This window comes from Streptomyces sp. 147326 (genome assembly GCF_045000215.1).
GTDB lineage: Bacteria > Actinomycetota > Actinomycetes > Streptomycetales > Streptomycetaceae > Streptomyces.
Window position 1 is genome coordinate 3,470,507 of record NZ_CP134201.1, and the last position, 13,616, is coordinate 3,484,122.

Consider the following 13,616-nt stretch of genomic DNA (forward strand, 5'->3'; position numbering starts at 1 on the left):
TGATCTCGCTCAGATTCCCTCGCGTTGGCGTCCTTCACGCACGACACTTGGGAATCGACCGACCGGAGCTCTCTGAGGGGGATGCCGATGCGGGACAGCCATCGAGGTGAGGCCGAGCAGCTGCTGGGACGAGCCGTGGACGAGGCGGCCCGCCGGGCGGCGGGTGCCCAGGGTGCGGCGGGCGCGGCGGTGGACAGAGCCGCGCTGCTGGCGCGGGGCAAGGAGGCCCTGGACGCGCTCGCCGCGAGTGCGGCGCCCGAGTACGAGGCGTACGTACGGGCCCTGGACGAAGCGGCGGCCGGGGACGAGTCGCTCGGCGAGGCCTTCCGCCGCGGCAACACCTCGACGGCGGCGCTCGTGACGGCGGTCGCGGCGGCGGCCGCCATCGGGGCGGACCTGTCCTTCGGCGTCGCGGCCGGCACGGCCCTGACCGTCGGCGCCGTCGTGGGCATCGCGGGCGCGGTCGCGACGGTGGCGAAGGTGACGGCCCTGCACCTGCCGGCCGCGAACCGGCGGGCCGGTGAACTGGGCCGTCCCGGCGGGCCGGAGCAGCTGAAACTGCAGTGGCTGTCGGCGCTGGAGGTACGCGGGATCCGTCCCTTCCTGGAGCAGCAGCGCGCGGTGGCCACGGCGGCCCGCGCGGCGCGGCCGGTGGCCCGGCCCGCGGCCCTGGCCACTCCGCTGCTGCGCGGCACGGACCGCAGCGCGGAGGCCCGGCGGCGCAGTGCGCTGGAGCAGTCGTTCGGGCAACTCCCGGAACCGGCGGGCCCGTTCGCGGGCCGGCGTGCCGAGCTGACCCGGATCGCGCAGTGGGTGCAGGCGGCGCGGGCCAGTACGGAGACCCGCCCGGTGGTCGTGGTGCTCCACGGCGAGCCGGGGGTGGGCCGCACGAGCCTGGCGCTGCGGGCGGCGCACGCGCTGCGGGACCAGTTCCGGGGCGCGTGCGTGGTGGACCTGCGGGGCGGGTCCACCGTCGGGGAGCCCGGCGAGGCCCCGCTGTCGACGCGGGAGGCCCTGCTGCACCTGATGAACCGGCTGGGGGCGCCCCGCGAGCAGCTGCTGTTCCGCGAGGGCGCCTCGGCGGAGCAGCAGGTGCGGCGCCTGGGCGAGCTGTACCACCAGCACCTCCAGGGGCTGCCGGTGACGGTCCTGCTGGACGACGCGGTGGACGCGGCGCAGGTGCGGGTGCTGGTTCCGGAGCGCTCCGAGAGCCTGGTGCTGGTGACGGCGCGGGAGCCGCTGGAGCTGCCCGCGGACCTGGCGGCCTGGGTGTACCAGCTGCCGGTGGAGCGGCTGGCGGCGGACGAGGCGGCGGAGCTCGTCGGGGCCGAGCTGGTCGGGGCGGCCCCGGCCGGCGCCGAGTCGCGGGCCCTCGCCGCTGCCGAGGTGGTGGAGCTGAGCGGCGGGCTCCCCCTCGCCCTGCGGATGCTGGCCCCGCTGGTCCGCGACGGCGCGGTCCCGGCAGCGGGCGGCGCCGCGCACCCGGTGGAGGCCGCCCTGCGCGCCGCCGACGCCCGCCTCGCCGAGCCGGCCCGGCAGTTGCTGCGGCGACTGCCCCTGGCCGGGCGGGCCTCCCTCGGCGGTGCGGCGGCGGCCGCGCTGGCCGACGTACCGGAGCAGGCGGCGCTGCGCACGCTGGAGGAGCTGTGGGAGGCCGGGCTGATCGAGCGGGTGCGCGGCCAGCGCTTCCGGATGCACGACGCGGTGCGGGCGTACGCGGCGCGGCGGCCGGCCGAGGACGAGGACCGGGCCGGTGCAGCGGCGGCGCACGAACGGCTGATCCGCAACTACGCGCAGCTCGCGGACTCGGTGATCCGGATGGTCGACGGGAAGATGTCGACACGGGCGAACCAGTTCGGCGGCCACGGCTTCGTGTCGCTGGACGCGGCGCTGCGCTGGCTGGACGACGAGTCGAGCTTCATCACGGCGGCGCTGCGGCATTCGGACGGGGTGGACCAGCAGGCGGTGCTCGACCTGCTCGGCGCGCTGTGCGACTTCTGCCTGCTGCGCGGGGACCTGTACCGGCTCGGTGAGATCGACGAGCTCACCCAGGCCGTGGAGGCGGGCCAGAAGGGGCTGGAAGGACAGACGGGGCAGCAGGGGCGCCTGGTGCGGTCGGTGCAGTGGCGTACCGGTATCGCGGCGCGCCAGCTGGGCGAGCTGGACAAGGCGCGCACCACGCTGACCTCGGTGGTGGACCAGTACATGGAGGCCCACCAGGAGGCGGGGGCGGCGATGGCCCTGGTCTCCCTCGGCATCACCCTGCACCACCAGGGCAACCTGCCGGAGGCCGCGGCCCGCATCCGCGAGGCGCTCGTACTGCAGGAGCCGGCGGAGCTGGCGGGCGACCGTGCGTGGGGGCTGCACGCGCTGGCTGCGGTGGAGCGGGACCTGGCGCACCTGGCGGAGGCGACGCGGCTGCTGGAGGCCTCGCTGGCGCTGCACCGGGAGAGCGAGAGCGTGCACGGCGAGGCGTGGGCGCACTTCCAGCTGGGCCAGGTGCACCTGCGGTTCGGGGACGTGGCGCGGGCGGAGGAGGAGCTGCGGCTGGCCCTCGACCTGTACGGGCGCACCCGCGACGACCGCGGCCAGGCCTGGGCGCTGACCCAGCTGGGCCGGGCGCGGGTGGTGGACGGGGATCCGGGGCCGGCGGTGGAGCGGCTGCGGGAGGCGCTGGCGCGGCACCGGGAGGCGGAGGACGCGCGCGGCGAGGCGTGGACGCAGTACTACCTAGGGCAGGCGCTGGAGGAGAGCGGCGAGCGCGACCGGGCGGTACGGGAGCTGGAGCGGGCCCGGACCATGTTCTCGCGGATGCGGGACGTGTACGGGCTGGCCCACGCCCGCCACCACTCGGGCCGGGTGACGCGCGACCAGCGTGCGGCGCAGACGGGCAACCTGCGCAACTCCGGCTTCGCCCGCCAGCTGCTGGTGGACGCGCGGGCGGACTTCCGGCGGATCGGGCTGGCCCACGGCGAGGCGTGGACCTGCCTGGAGCTGGCGGTGATCGACGCGGGCAACGGGCGGCTGTCGCAGGCGCTCGGCCTGTGCGAGGAGGCGGTGCGGCTGTTCATCTCGTACGGGGACCGGCGCGGGGAGGACTGGGCCCGCTTCCTGCGGTGCACGATGCTGCCGTACGCGGTGCCGGGCGCCCCGGAGGAGGCGCGGGCGGAGCTGGCCCGGCTGGCGCAGTCGGCGCATCCCGCACGGGACGGCCGGCTGGTGGACTGCCTGGAGACGTACGGGGTGATCCTGGGCCGGGGCGTGGACCCGGCGGAGGGCTGGCAGGCGTGGCGCCTCGGCCTGGTCCCGAACCTGCACTCGCGGGAAATCATGGGCGTCCCGCCGGCCGGGTGACCGGACCCGGACCCCACTGACGCCGACTCGCCGCCGGGTCCCGCCGGGGTCCGTGCGGGACCCCGCTGCGCCGCGGGGTCCGCCGCGGCGCCGGGGGCCTCACGGGGCCGGAAGGCCCGTCCACGGCGAGGCGGGTGCGCACGGCAAGGCAGTCCGCGCGGCGGCCGGTACGCCCGGCCAGGCGATGCGCACCGCGAGCCCCGCCGCCCGCGCGCTTTCCGCGGGGCGGCGGTTCGTGCCCAGTGGGCGGGAGGGCGGGGCTACGCCCGGGAGGCGTCCTCGCCGCGGGCGGCGGCCGGGGCCGCCGGCTCGGGGGCCTCCTGGAAGTTCACCCGGCCCATGTGCCGGTTCATGGACTTCATCAGGGCCCACACCCCCAGGGCGAGGGCCGCGAACACGATGAACCCCAGGATGCCGGGCGTCACCTTGTTCTTGTCGAAGGTGTCACCCGCCAGCGGGAGGAGCTGGGTCAGTGCTGCCTGCGTAGCGCTCATAGCTACGCATTCTCCCGGATGCCCGCGAAGAGGTCGGACTCGGGGAGCGAAGTGTCGACGAGCGACTTCGCGAGCTCGTACTCCTCGGTGGGCCAGACCTCCTTCTGGACGTCCATGGGGACGCGGAACCAGCCGCCGTCCGGGTCGATCTGCGTGGCGTGCGCGATGAGCGCCTTGTCACGGATCTCGAAGAAGTCCGCGCAGGGCACGTGGGTGGTCAGGGTCCGCTCCTTGCGCTCGAACTCCTTCCACCGCTCCAGCCACTCCCCGTAGGGGGACTCCATGCCGCGGGCGAGCAGTGCCTCGTGCAGGGCGATGGTGCGCGGCTTGTTGAAGCCCTGGTTGTAGTAGAGCTTCTGCGGCTGGTACGCGGGGCCGAACTCGCCCTCCGGGTACTTCTCGGTGTCGGCCGCGCCGTCGAAGGCCACCATCGTGATCTTGTGGGTCATGATGTGGTCGGGGTGCGGGTAGCCGCCGTTCTCGTCGTACGTGGTGACGACCTGCGGCTTGAAGGCGCGGATCTTCTTCACCAGTTCCCCGGCGGCCTCGTTGACGTCCGCGAGTGCGAAGCAGCCCTCGGGCAGCGGCGGCAGCGGGTCACCCTCCGGAAGCCCGGAGTCCACGTAGCCGAGCCATTCCTGCTCGATGCCGAGGATCTCGCGCGCCTCGTCCATCTCCTTGGCGCGCACCTCGTGGATGTTCTCCTCGATGTACTTGTCGCCCTGGAGCTTGGGATTCAGCACGGAGCCGCGCTCGCCACCGGTGCAGGTGACGACCAGCACCGGAACCCCCTCGGACACGTACTTGGCCATGGTGGCCGCGCCCTTGCTCGACTCGTCGTCGGGGTGGGCGTGGACGGCCATCAGTCGAAGCTGCTCGGTCAAGACAGGATCCTCTGCGATTCGGCGCGACGGTCGGCTTCTATAGTGACCGAACTGGGGGACGGAAAATTCCAGGGGTGCCCACCCTCCCCGCAGAGAGGAAACGATCATGAGCGCGGTGCGCGAGGGACTGCCCGAGGGCCGGTACGGCCGGTCGGCGGACGAGCGTACGGACCGGAAGCTCAAGATCGTCGGATCGGCGCTGGGCGCCGTGCTGCTGGGTGTGGTCGGCTGGATCGGCTGGGACTACGTCGCGGGGCAGAGCGTGAGCGCCGAGGTGATCAAGTTCCAGGTGATTTCGGACACCGAGGTCAAGGTGCACCTGGAGGTCCGCAAGGATGCCTCGGTCACCGGGGTCTGCTCCCTGAGCTCGCAGGACAAGGGGCACGGCGAGGTGGGCCGTGCCGACTTCACCTTCGCCCAGCCCGAGAGCCGGGTGGACGAGGTCGTCTCCCTCAGGACGACGAGCCGTGCCACGATGATCGAGCTGATCGGCTGCCAGCCGGCGGCTTCCGCCCGCTGAGGCTTGACGACGCGGCCGACGGGGCAATGAGCCTCTGGGGTCCTCCCCCTTTTCTTCCCGAATTGTTAGGCTCGTGGTTTCGTCCGCCGCTGGCGGCTTTGTAGTCCCCTGTACCGACGAGGAGCACCCGTGACCCAGACGAGCGAAAGCGTCACCTGGCTGACCCAGGCGGCGTACGACCAGCTGAAGGCGGAGCTGGACTACCTCTCTGGTCCCGCCCGCACGGAGATCGCCACGAAGATCGCAGCCGCCCGCGAGGAGGGCGACCTGCGCGAGAACGGCGGGTACCACGCGGCCAAGGAGGAGCAGGGCAAGCAGGAGCTCCGGGTCCGCCAGCTCACGCAGCTCCTGGAGAACGCCAAGGTCGGCACCGCTCCCGCGTCCGACGGCGTCGTCGCCCCGGGCACGCTCGTCAAGATCGCCTTCGACGGCGACGAGGACGACACCATGGAGTTCCTCCTGGCCTCCCGCGAGTACGCGTCCTCGGACTTCGAGACGTACTCCCCGCAGTCCCCGCTGGGCAGCGGTGTGCTGGGCAAGGCGATCGGCGAGGACGCCGAGTACGAGCTGCCGAACGGCAAGAAGGCCTCGGTCAAGATCCTGGACGTCAAGCCCTTCACCGGCTGATCACCCTCGGTCTCCGCCCTCCGTTTTTCCGCTTCACGCACGATGCCCGGCCGGGTTCGGTTCTCCGGCCGGGCATCGTCGTGTGTACGGGCGCGTGTGTACGGGACGTGCGTACGGGCACCCCTCGAACGGGCACCCCGCGTACGGGCCGGCCTACACCGTCGCCGAGCGGTACTTGCGGACCGCGAGGGACCGGAAGACCACGATGATCAGCAGCGACCAGAGGATGGACGCCGTGATCGGGTGCTGCATGGGCCACGCGTCCGGGACCGGGTAGCCCTCCGGGAGGTTGCCGAAGAGCTCGCGGGACGCCTGGACGGTGGCGCTGAAGGGGTTCCACTCCGCGATGGTCCGCAGGAAGGGCGGCATGTTCTCGGAGGGGACGAAGGCGTTCGAGATGAACGTCAGCGGGAAGAGCCAGATCAGCCCGCCCGAGGTGGCCGCCTCCGGGGTGCGCACCGACAGGCCGATCAGGGCGCCGATCCAGGAGAAGGCGTAGCCGAGCAGGAGCAGCAGGCCGAAGCCGGCCAGGACCTCGCCGAAGCTGGTGTGGGTCCGCCAGCCGACGATCAGGGCCACGACCGCCAGGACGAAGAGGGTGAGCGTGGTCTGGACGAGGTCGGCGAGGGTGCGCCCGGTGAGGACCGCGCCGCGTGCCATGGGCAGTGAGCGGAACCGGTCGATCAGGCCCTTGTGCATGTCGTCCGCGATGCCCGCGCCGGCGCCCGCGGTGGCGAAGGTGACGGTCTGGGCGAAGATGCCCGCCATCAGGAACTCGCGGTAGGCGGCGGGCGAGGTGCTGCCGCCGACGCTGATCGAGCCGCCGAAGACGTAGCTGAAGAGGACGACGAACATGACCGGCTGAATCACGCCGAAGATGATCATCTCGGGGATCCGGGACATCCGGATCAGGTTCCGCTTGGCGACGACGAGGGAGTCGTTGACGCTCTGGACGATGCCGCCGCGCGGGCGGGGTGCCGTGATGTCCGGTATCGGGGAGGTGAGGGTCACTTCGCCGCCTCCTTCCGGGCCGCCTTGCGGCCCTTGGCCTCGGCACCGGCCGCGCCGTCGCCGTTCTCTTCCGCCGCCTGCTCGGCCGCGTGGCCGGTGAGGGAGATGAACACGTCGTCGAGGGTGGGGCGGCGCAGGCCTATGTCGTCGATCTCGATGCCGCGGCCGTCCAGTTCCCGGATGACCTCGGCGAGCAGCTTGGCGCCGCCCGACACCGGCACGGTCAGCTTGCGGGTGTGCTCCTCGACCGTGGTCTCGCCCTTGCCGAAGCCGGCGAGCACCTCGCGTGCGGTGGCCATGTGGTCCCGCTCGTGGACGACGACCTCCACGCGCTCGCCGCCCGTACGGGCCTTGAGCTGGTCGGAGGTGCCGCGGGCGATGACCTTGCCGTGGTCGACCACGCATATGTCGTGGGCGAGGTGGTCGGCCTCCTCCAGGTACTGGGTGGTGAGCAGCAGGGTGGTGCCGCCGGCGACCAGTTCCTGGATGATCCCCCACAGCTGCTGGCGGTTGCGGGGGTCGAGGCCGGTGGTCGGCTCGTCCATGAACATGACGGGCGGGCTGACGACGAGGGCGGCGGCGAGGTCGAGGCGCCTGCGCATGCCGCCGGAGTAGGTCTTGGCGGTGCGGTCGGCGGCGTCGCCGAGGTTGAAGCGTTCGAGCAGTTCGGCGGCCCTCGCCTTCGCGGCCCTGGCCTTCATCTGGTAGAGCTGGCCGACCATCTGGAGGTTCTCGCGGCCGGTCAGGTACTCGTCGACGGCGGCGAACTGGCCGGAGAGGCCGATGGCCCGGCGGACCTCGTTGGGGTGCTTGAGCACGTCGATGCCGGCGACGACGGCCTTGCCGCTGTCGGGCTGGAGGAGGGTGGTCAGGACGCGCACGGTCGTGGTCTTGCCCGCACCGTTGGGGCCGAGCAGACCCAGGACGGTGCCTTCGGGGACATCGAGGTCCACGCCGTCCAGAGCCCGTACATCGCCGAAGGTCTTGACCAGACCTTCGGCGTAGATAGCGCCTGGCATATGGATTCTCCCAGTGTGAATCGGGCCAGTAGAATCGAGGCTTTCAGGGCATTGCTACGCAAATCCTATGAGCGCCGAATGGGTCTCGCCCGGCCGAACGGGTGATGCCGGCACCCCGACGGCGTCCGCCGTCTAGCTCATCACCTTGTATCCCGCGGCGTGCAGTTTCCGCGCCACCTCCGCGCAGTGCTCCGGGCCCTTGGTCTCCAGGTGCAGCTCCACCTCCACCTCCGTGAGCCCCAGCCGCGGGTCGGTCCGTACGTGGCTCACATCAAGTACGTTCGCATCCACCACTGACAACACCGCCAGGAGCCCGGCCAGGGCCCCGGGGCGGTCGGCCACGCGCAGCCGCAGGGACAGGTACCGGCCCGCCGCCGCCATGCCGTGCCGCAGGATCCGCTGGAGCAGCAGCGGGTCGACGTTGCCGCCGGACAGGACGGCCACCACCGGGCCGCCGCCGTACAGTTCGGGCTCGCTGAGCAGGGCCGCGACCGTGCTGCACCCTGCCGGTTCGACCACCAGCTTCGCCCGTTCCATGCAGAGCAGCAGAGCGCTGGAGAGGGCGTCCTCGGAGACCGTACGCACGTCGTCGAGCAGCTCGCCAATGATTTTGAAGGGGACGTCGCCGGGGCGGCCGACCTTGATGCCGTCCGCCATCGTGTTGGGGTCGTCGATCGAGACCGGGTGCCCGATCCTGAGCGAGGGCGGGTACGCGGCCGCGCCAGCCGCCTGGACCCCGACGACCCGCACGTCGGGCCGCAGCGCCTTCACCGCGACCGCGACACCGGCCGCGAGCCCGCCGCCGCCGATCCCGACGAGGATGGTCCGCACCTCCGGGCACTGCTCCAGGATCTCCAGGCCCACCGTGCCCTGGCCCGCGATGATGTCACGGTGGTCGAAGGGGTGGATGAACACCGCGCCGGTGCGGTCCGCGTAGTCCTGGGCGGCCGCGAGGGTCTCGTCGACGACCTGCCCGTGCATGCGCACCTCGGCGCCGTACTCCTGGGTCGCGGCCACCTTCGGCAGCGGCGCCCCGACCGGCATGAACACGGTGGAGCGGACCCCGAGGAGGGAGGAGGCCAGCGCCACGCCCTGCGCGTGGTTGCCGGCGCTGGCCGCGACGACGCCGGCGGCCCGCTGCTCGGGGCGCAGGCCCGCGATGCGGACGTAGGCGCCGCGCAGCTTGAAGGAGCCGGTGCGCTGGAGGTTCTCGCACTTGAAGTGGACCGGGGACCCGGTGAGTGAGGAGAGGTGCCGGCTGCCTTCCATCGGCGTGACCCGGGAGACGCCCGAGAGCATCTTCTGAGCCCCCCGGACGTCGTCGAGGATGACCTGCGGGACGGGCTCGGGCACGCGGTAGTTCATGCCGCCAGTCTCGCAGCCCGCGGGCGGGGCAGCTCGAAGCGGAGGAAGAGGCTCCGGCAGGGGCGCGGGCGGGCCTCGGAGAGGACCTGGAGGAGGACCTCGGGGAGGACCTCGCGGAGGACCTTGCGGAGGGGCGAAATCTCGCCATCCGGGACGCGTGCGGGACGGCGGCCCGGACGGGCCGTATCAGTTCTCGTACGAGGCGTACGAGCCGCCGCACGGCCGCGTACTCTGTCCCCCATCCTTGTCGGACCCACGCGAAGAGAGCCCACGGCCATGCCTTCCACCCCGGCCAATTCCGACCTGCCCGCGGCGGCCGACGCGCCCGCCGGAGGCGGTCTCCTCGACGCGCTCCAACATCAGGTGGCCGTCTTCGCCCGCCGCGCCGAGCAGACCCGCCTGGGCGGTGTGGGCCAGGCCCGCAACTCCATGGACCGCGCCGCCTACCTGCTGCTGAACCGGCTCGACCTGGAGGGCCCGATGGGCGTCAAGGCGCTCGCCGGCGGCATGGGAATCGACTCCTCCACGGTGACCCGGCAGGTCGCGCCGCTGGTCGACAGCGGTCTGGTCAAGCGGACCTCGCACCCCGAGGACGGGCGGGCCGTGGTGCTCGCGCTGTCCCCGCGGGGGCTGGCGCGGCTGGAGGAGGTCCGCTCCTCGCGGCGCGAGCTGATGGCCCGGGTGACGGAGGGATGGAGCGAGGACGAGCGGGAATCCTTCACCGGACTGCTGACGCGCTTCAACCTGTCGCTCTCGGAACTGATGGCGGCCGTGGCCGAAGCCGGCCCGGCATCCTGAGCGGAGTCCGTCCGTCCTATTGACCTGGACGGTCCCGCTGCCCGCACTATGTGGACTATGCGGGTGGTTGATCAACAGGCTGGCTCCTACGCGGAGTTCGAGGCCTTCGTCGCGGGCGCGGCGGGGCGGCTCCTGCATGTCGCGGTGCTGCTGACCGGTGAGCCGGAAGCGGCACGGCGACTGCTGGCGGGCGCACTGGCCCGTACGTACGCGAGCTGGCTGCGCCTGCGCGGGGACGACCCGTACGACTTCACCCGCCAGCAGCTGTGCGCGGCCTTCGCCCGGACCGGCTGGCGCCACCACGGCGGCTCCGGCGTACTGGCGCGGCTGAGCCCGCCGGAGCGGCTCGTCCTCGTCCTGCGGCTCTACGAAGGGGTCGCGGAGGAGGTCACGGCGGCGCAGCTCGGGCTGACGGTCGAGCGGGTACGGGTGCTGTGCAACGGGGCCGTGGCCGCGCTGAGGTCCCGGGAGGTGGCGTGAGCGGGGTCCCGGACCGGAAGGAAGCCCAGGTCAAGCAGCTGCTGGAGGGTCCGTACCCGGCGGTGCCGGCGGGCCTCGCGGCCGGTGCGGCGGCCCGGGGCGACCGGTTGCTGCGGCGCCGGCGGGCGCTGCGGCGGTTGGGGTGGGCGGTGCTCTTCGCTGCCGCGGTGGCCTTCACGGTCTGGGCCTCCCTGACCCGCCCCTGGGCCGCCCCGCCGAGCGGCATCTCCCCACCCCTGGAGGGCTGGTAGCCCCCTCCCCAGCCTCGCCGCTGACCCCACCTGCCGGGCGCAACTCGGCCTTGCCGGGCCAGACCCGGCTTCGCCGGCCAAACCCATCCCCGGCGCCGACACAGCCCTGCCATTTCAGCCTCGCCGGCGTTTGAGTGGGGGTCGGGGCGGAGCCCGGCTTCGGCCGGCCCAACCCAGCCTCGCCGGCGTTTGAGGCGTGGGGTCTGGGGCGAAGCCCCAGGGAACCCGGCTCCGCCGGGCACCGGGCTCCGCCCGGACCTCCCCCAGACTTCATCCGTGGGGACCCCCACTCAAACACCCGAGGGGCTGAAATGGTCCGACCCAGGCGGCGGGCCGAACCAAGCCCCGCCGGCGTTTGAGGCGCGGGGGTCCGGGGCGGGGGCCCGGCAGTGGCGGCGCGGCCGGCGCGCACGCCCCGCCGGGGACGGGGGCGGCTAGCCCAGGGCCTGGGTGAGGTCCGCGATGAGGTCGTCCGCGTTCTCGATGCCGACCGAGACCCGGATCAGGTCCGCCGGCACCTCGAGCGCCGAGCCGGCCACCGACGCGTGCGTCATGCGCCCCGGGTGCTCGATGAGGGACTCGACGCCGCCCAGCGACTCGGCCAGGGTGAAGATCTTGGTGCGGCCGCAGACCGCGACGGCCTCTTCCTCGCCACCGGCGACCTGGAAGGAGACCATGCCGCCGAAGTTCCGCATCTGCTTGGCGGCGACCTCGTGACCCGGGTGCTCGGGCAGGCCCGGGTAGAGGACCTTGGTGACCTTCGGGTGCCGCTTGAGCACCTCGACGATCTTGCCCGCGTTCTCCGCGTGCCGGTCCATGCGTACGGCGAGGGTCTTGATGCCCCGCAGCACCACCCAGGAGTCGAACGGACCGGCCACCGCGCCCATCGCGTTCTGGTGGTAGGCCAGTTCCTCGCCGAGCGCCGCGTCCGCGGTGACCAGCGCGCCGCCGACCACGTCGGAGTGCCCGCCCATGTACTTGGTCAGCGAGTGCACGACCACGTCCGCGCCCAGCGCGAGGGGCTGCTGCAGGTAGGGGGAGGCGAAGGTGTTGTCCACGACCAGCTTGGCGCCCGCCGTCCGCGCGATGTCGGCGACCACGGCGATGTCCGTGATGCCGAGCAGCGGGTTGGAGGGGGTCTCGACCCAGATGACCTTCGTCTTCGGGGTGAGGGCTGCCCGTACGGAGTCCGCGTCGGAGGTGTCGGCCACCGACCACTCCACGCCCCAGCGGGAGACGACCTTCGCGAAGAGGCGGAAGGTGCCGCCGTACGCGTCGTTGGGGATGACCACGTGGTCGCCCGGGGAGAGCAGCGTACGCAGCAGGCAGTCCTCCGCGGCCAGTCCGGACGCGAAGGCGAGCCCGCGACGGCCGCCCTCCAGCGCCGCGAGGTTCTCCTCCAGCGCGGTGCGGGTCGGGTTGGCGCTGCGGCTGTACTCGTAGCCGCCGCGCAGTCCTCCGACGCCGTCCTGCTTGTACGTGGAGACCTGGTAGATCGGGGGTACGACCGCGCCGGTCTGCGGGTCCGCCGTGTTGCCCGCGTGGATCGCGCGGGTCTCGAAGCTCTGGTGCTCGTGGCTGTCGTCGCTCATGGTCAGATGCTATGCCCCGCCCGGGTTCGGGTCCCCTATTGGCCTGCGGCCCCCTCGGTCTGGTTCGCTGGAGGCATGGAGATTCTGTGGTTGCTGTTCGCGATGCTCATGATCGTGTTCATCTTGGGTCCGTACGTCCTGCGCAGGCGCGGCGGCATCCGCCTGGTCGCGCCGGGCAGCCCTGACGCCGCCGACCCGGCGAACTACGGATTCGACCGGCAGGAGGAGCTCGACATCCGGATCCCCGGGCCCGACCAGGATCTGATGGACGCCCTCGACAACGTGCAGCGCACCGGCCAGTGGCAGGCCGCCTCGCAGCTGCTCGCCGGGACCCCGCGGGAGGGCGAGCGGCGCTGGCAGCGCGTGCAGGCCTTCGGCGGGGCGGCGGCGCTGGAACTGGTGGCGCAGCCGGGTGTGGGTGCGCAGTGGCTGAAGGCGTGGCGGCTGGACGCGGAGCAGGACGCGGGCGGCGCGCAGGTGCACGCGGAGCTGCTGGTGCAGCAGGCGTGGCGGCACTCGGGCGGGGTCGGGTCCGCCGATCACCGGATCATCCTGGAAGAGGCCCGGGAGGCGTGCCGCAGGGCCGCGCTGCTGGCGCCGGCGGACCCGGTCCCGTACATCACGGAGCTGGCGATCGCGCGGGGTCTGGCGTACTCGGAGGCGGAGTTCGACACCCTGTGGGCGGAGGTCATCGACCGGGCGCCGGAGCACATGGGGGCGCACCTGGCGGCGCTGCACTACTGGTGCGCGAAGTGGCACGGCTCGCGGGAGAAGGCGGACGCCTTCACGCACGCGGCCGCGGCGCGCGCGCCGCAGGGCTCGCTGCTGGCGGCGCTGCCGCTGTTCGCGGTGTACGAGAACACCCCCGAGATCGTCCTGAGCGGCAGCTTCTACCAGAGCGCGGTCGTGACGCGGGCGGTGGAGGGCGCGCTGTACGCGGTGAACACCGCGCGCCAGGACGACCCGATGCTGGCGCACGTACGGCACCTGCTGCTGAAGTTCCTGGTCAACATGGAGCGCTGGGCGGAGGCCATGGAGCAGGTGCGGCACGTGGACGGCTACGTGGGCGCGCTGCCGTGGTCGGCCACGGCGGACCCGGCGGCGGAGTACGCGGTGTACCGGGCGCTGGCGGTGGCGGGGTACGAGGCGAACGGGGGATCGCCGGCGACCCTCCCGAGCTAGGCCGGTCGCCTTCCAGGCGGGTCGGCGGTAGCCCTCCGG

General features: G+C 72.8%; 13 protein-coding genes. 7 read left to right on the top strand and 6 right to left on the bottom strand.

Annotated features, from left to right (window positions below; genetic code table 11):
* The first annotated feature begins 87 nt into the window (after positions 1-87).
* Positions 88-3,354, top strand: a complete 3,267-nt coding sequence (locus RIU97_RS15240; protein ID WP_404957103.1) for a tetratricopeptide repeat protein — start codon at positions 88-90, stop codon at positions 3,352-3,354.
* Between the two features lie 260 nt (positions 3,355-3,614).
* Here the strand turns inward: RIU97_RS15240 and RIU97_RS15245 are convergent, their stop codons facing one another.
* Together RIU97_RS15245 and mca are read right to left on the bottom strand one after the other, a co-directional pair.
* Entirely contained in the window at positions 3,615-3,848 is a 234-nt protein-coding gene (locus RIU97_RS15245) for a hypothetical protein (RefSeq protein ID WP_383565472.1), read from the bottom strand.
* Between the two features lie 2 nt (positions 3,849-3,850).
* Positions 3,851-4,732, bottom strand: coding sequence for a mycothiol conjugate amidase Mca (gene mca, locus RIU97_RS15250; RefSeq protein ID WP_404957106.1), 882 nt, complete (start codon positions 4,730-4,732; stop codon positions 3,851-3,853).
* A 106-nt stretch (positions 4,733-4,838) separates the two neighbouring features.
* On the opposite strand from mca, the gene RIU97_RS15255 reads away from it, so the two are divergent.
* The gene (locus RIU97_RS15255) at positions 4,839-5,252 is read left to right on the top strand and encodes a DUF4307 domain-containing protein (protein ID WP_404957108.1); all 414 of its coding nucleotides are present in this window, start codon (positions 4,839-4,841) and stop codon (positions 5,250-5,252) included.
* A gap of 129 nt (positions 5,253-5,381) precedes the next feature.
* Entirely contained in the window at positions 5,382-5,879 is a 498-nt protein-coding gene (greA, locus tag RIU97_RS15260; protein WP_030009952.1) for a transcription elongation factor GreA, read from the top strand.
* A 153-nt stretch (positions 5,880-6,032) separates the two neighbouring features.
* Here greA and RIU97_RS15265 read toward each other — a convergent pair whose 3' ends face one another.
* The 3 genes from RIU97_RS15265 to ilvA all read right to left on the bottom strand — a co-directional run bounded on the left by RIU97_RS15265 (position 6,033) and on the right by ilvA (position 9,274).
* Positions 6,033-6,890: an ABC transporter permease gene (locus RIU97_RS15265; RefSeq protein WP_404957111.1), complete on the bottom strand. Its 858-nt coding sequence runs from the start codon at positions 6,888-6,890 to the stop codon at positions 6,033-6,035.
* Entirely contained in the window at positions 6,887-7,909 is a 1,023-nt protein-coding gene (locus tag RIU97_RS15270) for an ATP-binding cassette domain-containing protein (protein WP_404957113.1), read from the bottom strand. The genes RIU97_RS15265 and RIU97_RS15270 overlap by 4 nt, the downstream gene beginning before the upstream one ends.
* Positions 7,910-8,041: 132 nt before the next feature.
* On the bottom strand, positions 8,042-9,274 hold the full coding sequence (ilvA, locus tag RIU97_RS15275; RefSeq protein WP_404957115.1) for a threonine ammonia-lyase: 1,233 nt from the start codon (positions 9,272-9,274) through the stop codon (positions 8,042-8,044).
* A 276-nt stretch (positions 9,275-9,550) separates the two neighbouring features.
* Between ilvA and RIU97_RS15280 the strand changes: the two genes are divergently transcribed.
* The 3 genes from RIU97_RS15280 to RIU97_RS15290 are packed head-to-tail and all read left to right on the top strand — an operon-like array spanning position 9,551 to position 10,803.
* Positions 9,551-10,072 carry a MarR family winged helix-turn-helix transcriptional regulator gene (locus RIU97_RS15280; protein ID WP_404957117.1) on the top strand — a complete coding sequence of 174 codons (522 nt, stop codon included), beginning with the start codon at positions 9,551-9,553 and terminating at the stop codon, positions 10,070-10,072.
* Positions 10,073-10,129: 57 nt separating this feature from the next.
* Positions 10,130-10,552 carry a sigma factor-like helix-turn-helix DNA-binding protein gene (locus tag RIU97_RS15285; RefSeq protein WP_404957119.1) on the top strand — a complete coding sequence of 141 codons (423 nt, stop codon included), beginning with the start codon at positions 10,130-10,132 and terminating at the stop codon, positions 10,550-10,552.
* Positions 10,549-10,803 (top strand): hypothetical protein, encoded by a 255-nt coding sequence (locus RIU97_RS15290; protein ID WP_404957121.1) that lies wholly within the window; start codon positions 10,549-10,551, stop codon positions 10,801-10,803. The genes RIU97_RS15285 and RIU97_RS15290 overlap by 4 nt, the downstream gene beginning before the upstream one ends.
* A 434-nt stretch (positions 10,804-11,237) precedes the next feature.
* On the opposite strand, the gene RIU97_RS15295 is transcribed toward RIU97_RS15290, so the two are convergent.
* Positions 11,238-12,395 (bottom strand): cystathionine gamma-synthase, encoded by a 1,158-nt coding sequence (locus RIU97_RS15295; RefSeq protein ID WP_404957123.1) that lies wholly within the window; start codon positions 12,393-12,395, stop codon positions 11,238-11,240.
* A gap of 75 nt (positions 12,396-12,470) precedes the next feature.
* On the opposite strand from RIU97_RS15295, the gene RIU97_RS15300 reads away from it, so the two are divergent.
* The gene (locus RIU97_RS15300; protein WP_404957125.1) at positions 12,471-13,577 is read left to right on the top strand and encodes a hypothetical protein; all 1,107 of its coding nucleotides are present in this window, start codon (positions 12,471-12,473) and stop codon (positions 13,575-13,577) included.
* The last annotated feature ends 39 nt before the right edge of the window (positions 13,578-13,616 follow it).

What these genes read in the sequence shown, in the direction of transcription:
- RIU97_RS15245 (WP_383565472.1), bottom strand. Translation starts at nt 3,848, where the DNA reads ATGAGCGCTACGCAGGCAGCACTGACCCAGCTCCTCCCGCTGGCGGGT.
- RIU97_RS15270 (WP_404957113.1), bottom strand. Translation starts at nt 7,909, where the DNA reads ATGCCAGGCGCTATCTACGCCGAAGGTCTGGTCAAGACCTTCGGCGAT.
- RIU97_RS15285 (WP_404957119.1), top strand. Translation starts at nt 10,130, where the DNA reads ATGCGGGTGGTTGATCAACAGGCTGGCTCCTACGCGGAGTTCGAGGCC.
- ilvA (WP_404957115.1), bottom strand. Translation starts at nt 9,274, where the DNA reads ATGAACTACCGCGTGCCCGAGCCCGTCCCGCAGGTCATCCTCGACGAC.
- RIU97_RS15240 (WP_404957103.1), top strand. Translation starts at nt 88, where the DNA reads ATGCGGGACAGCCATCGAGGTGAGGCCGAGCAGCTGCTGGGACGAGCC.
- RIU97_RS15280 (WP_404957117.1), top strand. Translation starts at nt 9,551, where the DNA reads ATGCCTTCCACCCCGGCCAATTCCGACCTGCCCGCGGCGGCCGACGCG.
- RIU97_RS15295 (WP_404957123.1), bottom strand. Translation starts at nt 12,395, where the DNA reads ATGAGCGACGACAGCCACGAGCACCAGAGCTTCGAGACCCGCGCGATC.
- RIU97_RS15300 (WP_404957125.1), top strand. Translation starts at nt 12,471, where the DNA reads ATGGAGATTCTGTGGTTGCTGTTCGCGATGCTCATGATCGTGTTCATC.
- RIU97_RS15255 (WP_404957108.1), top strand. Translation starts at nt 4,839, where the DNA reads ATGAGCGCGGTGCGCGAGGGACTGCCCGAGGGCCGGTACGGCCGGTCG.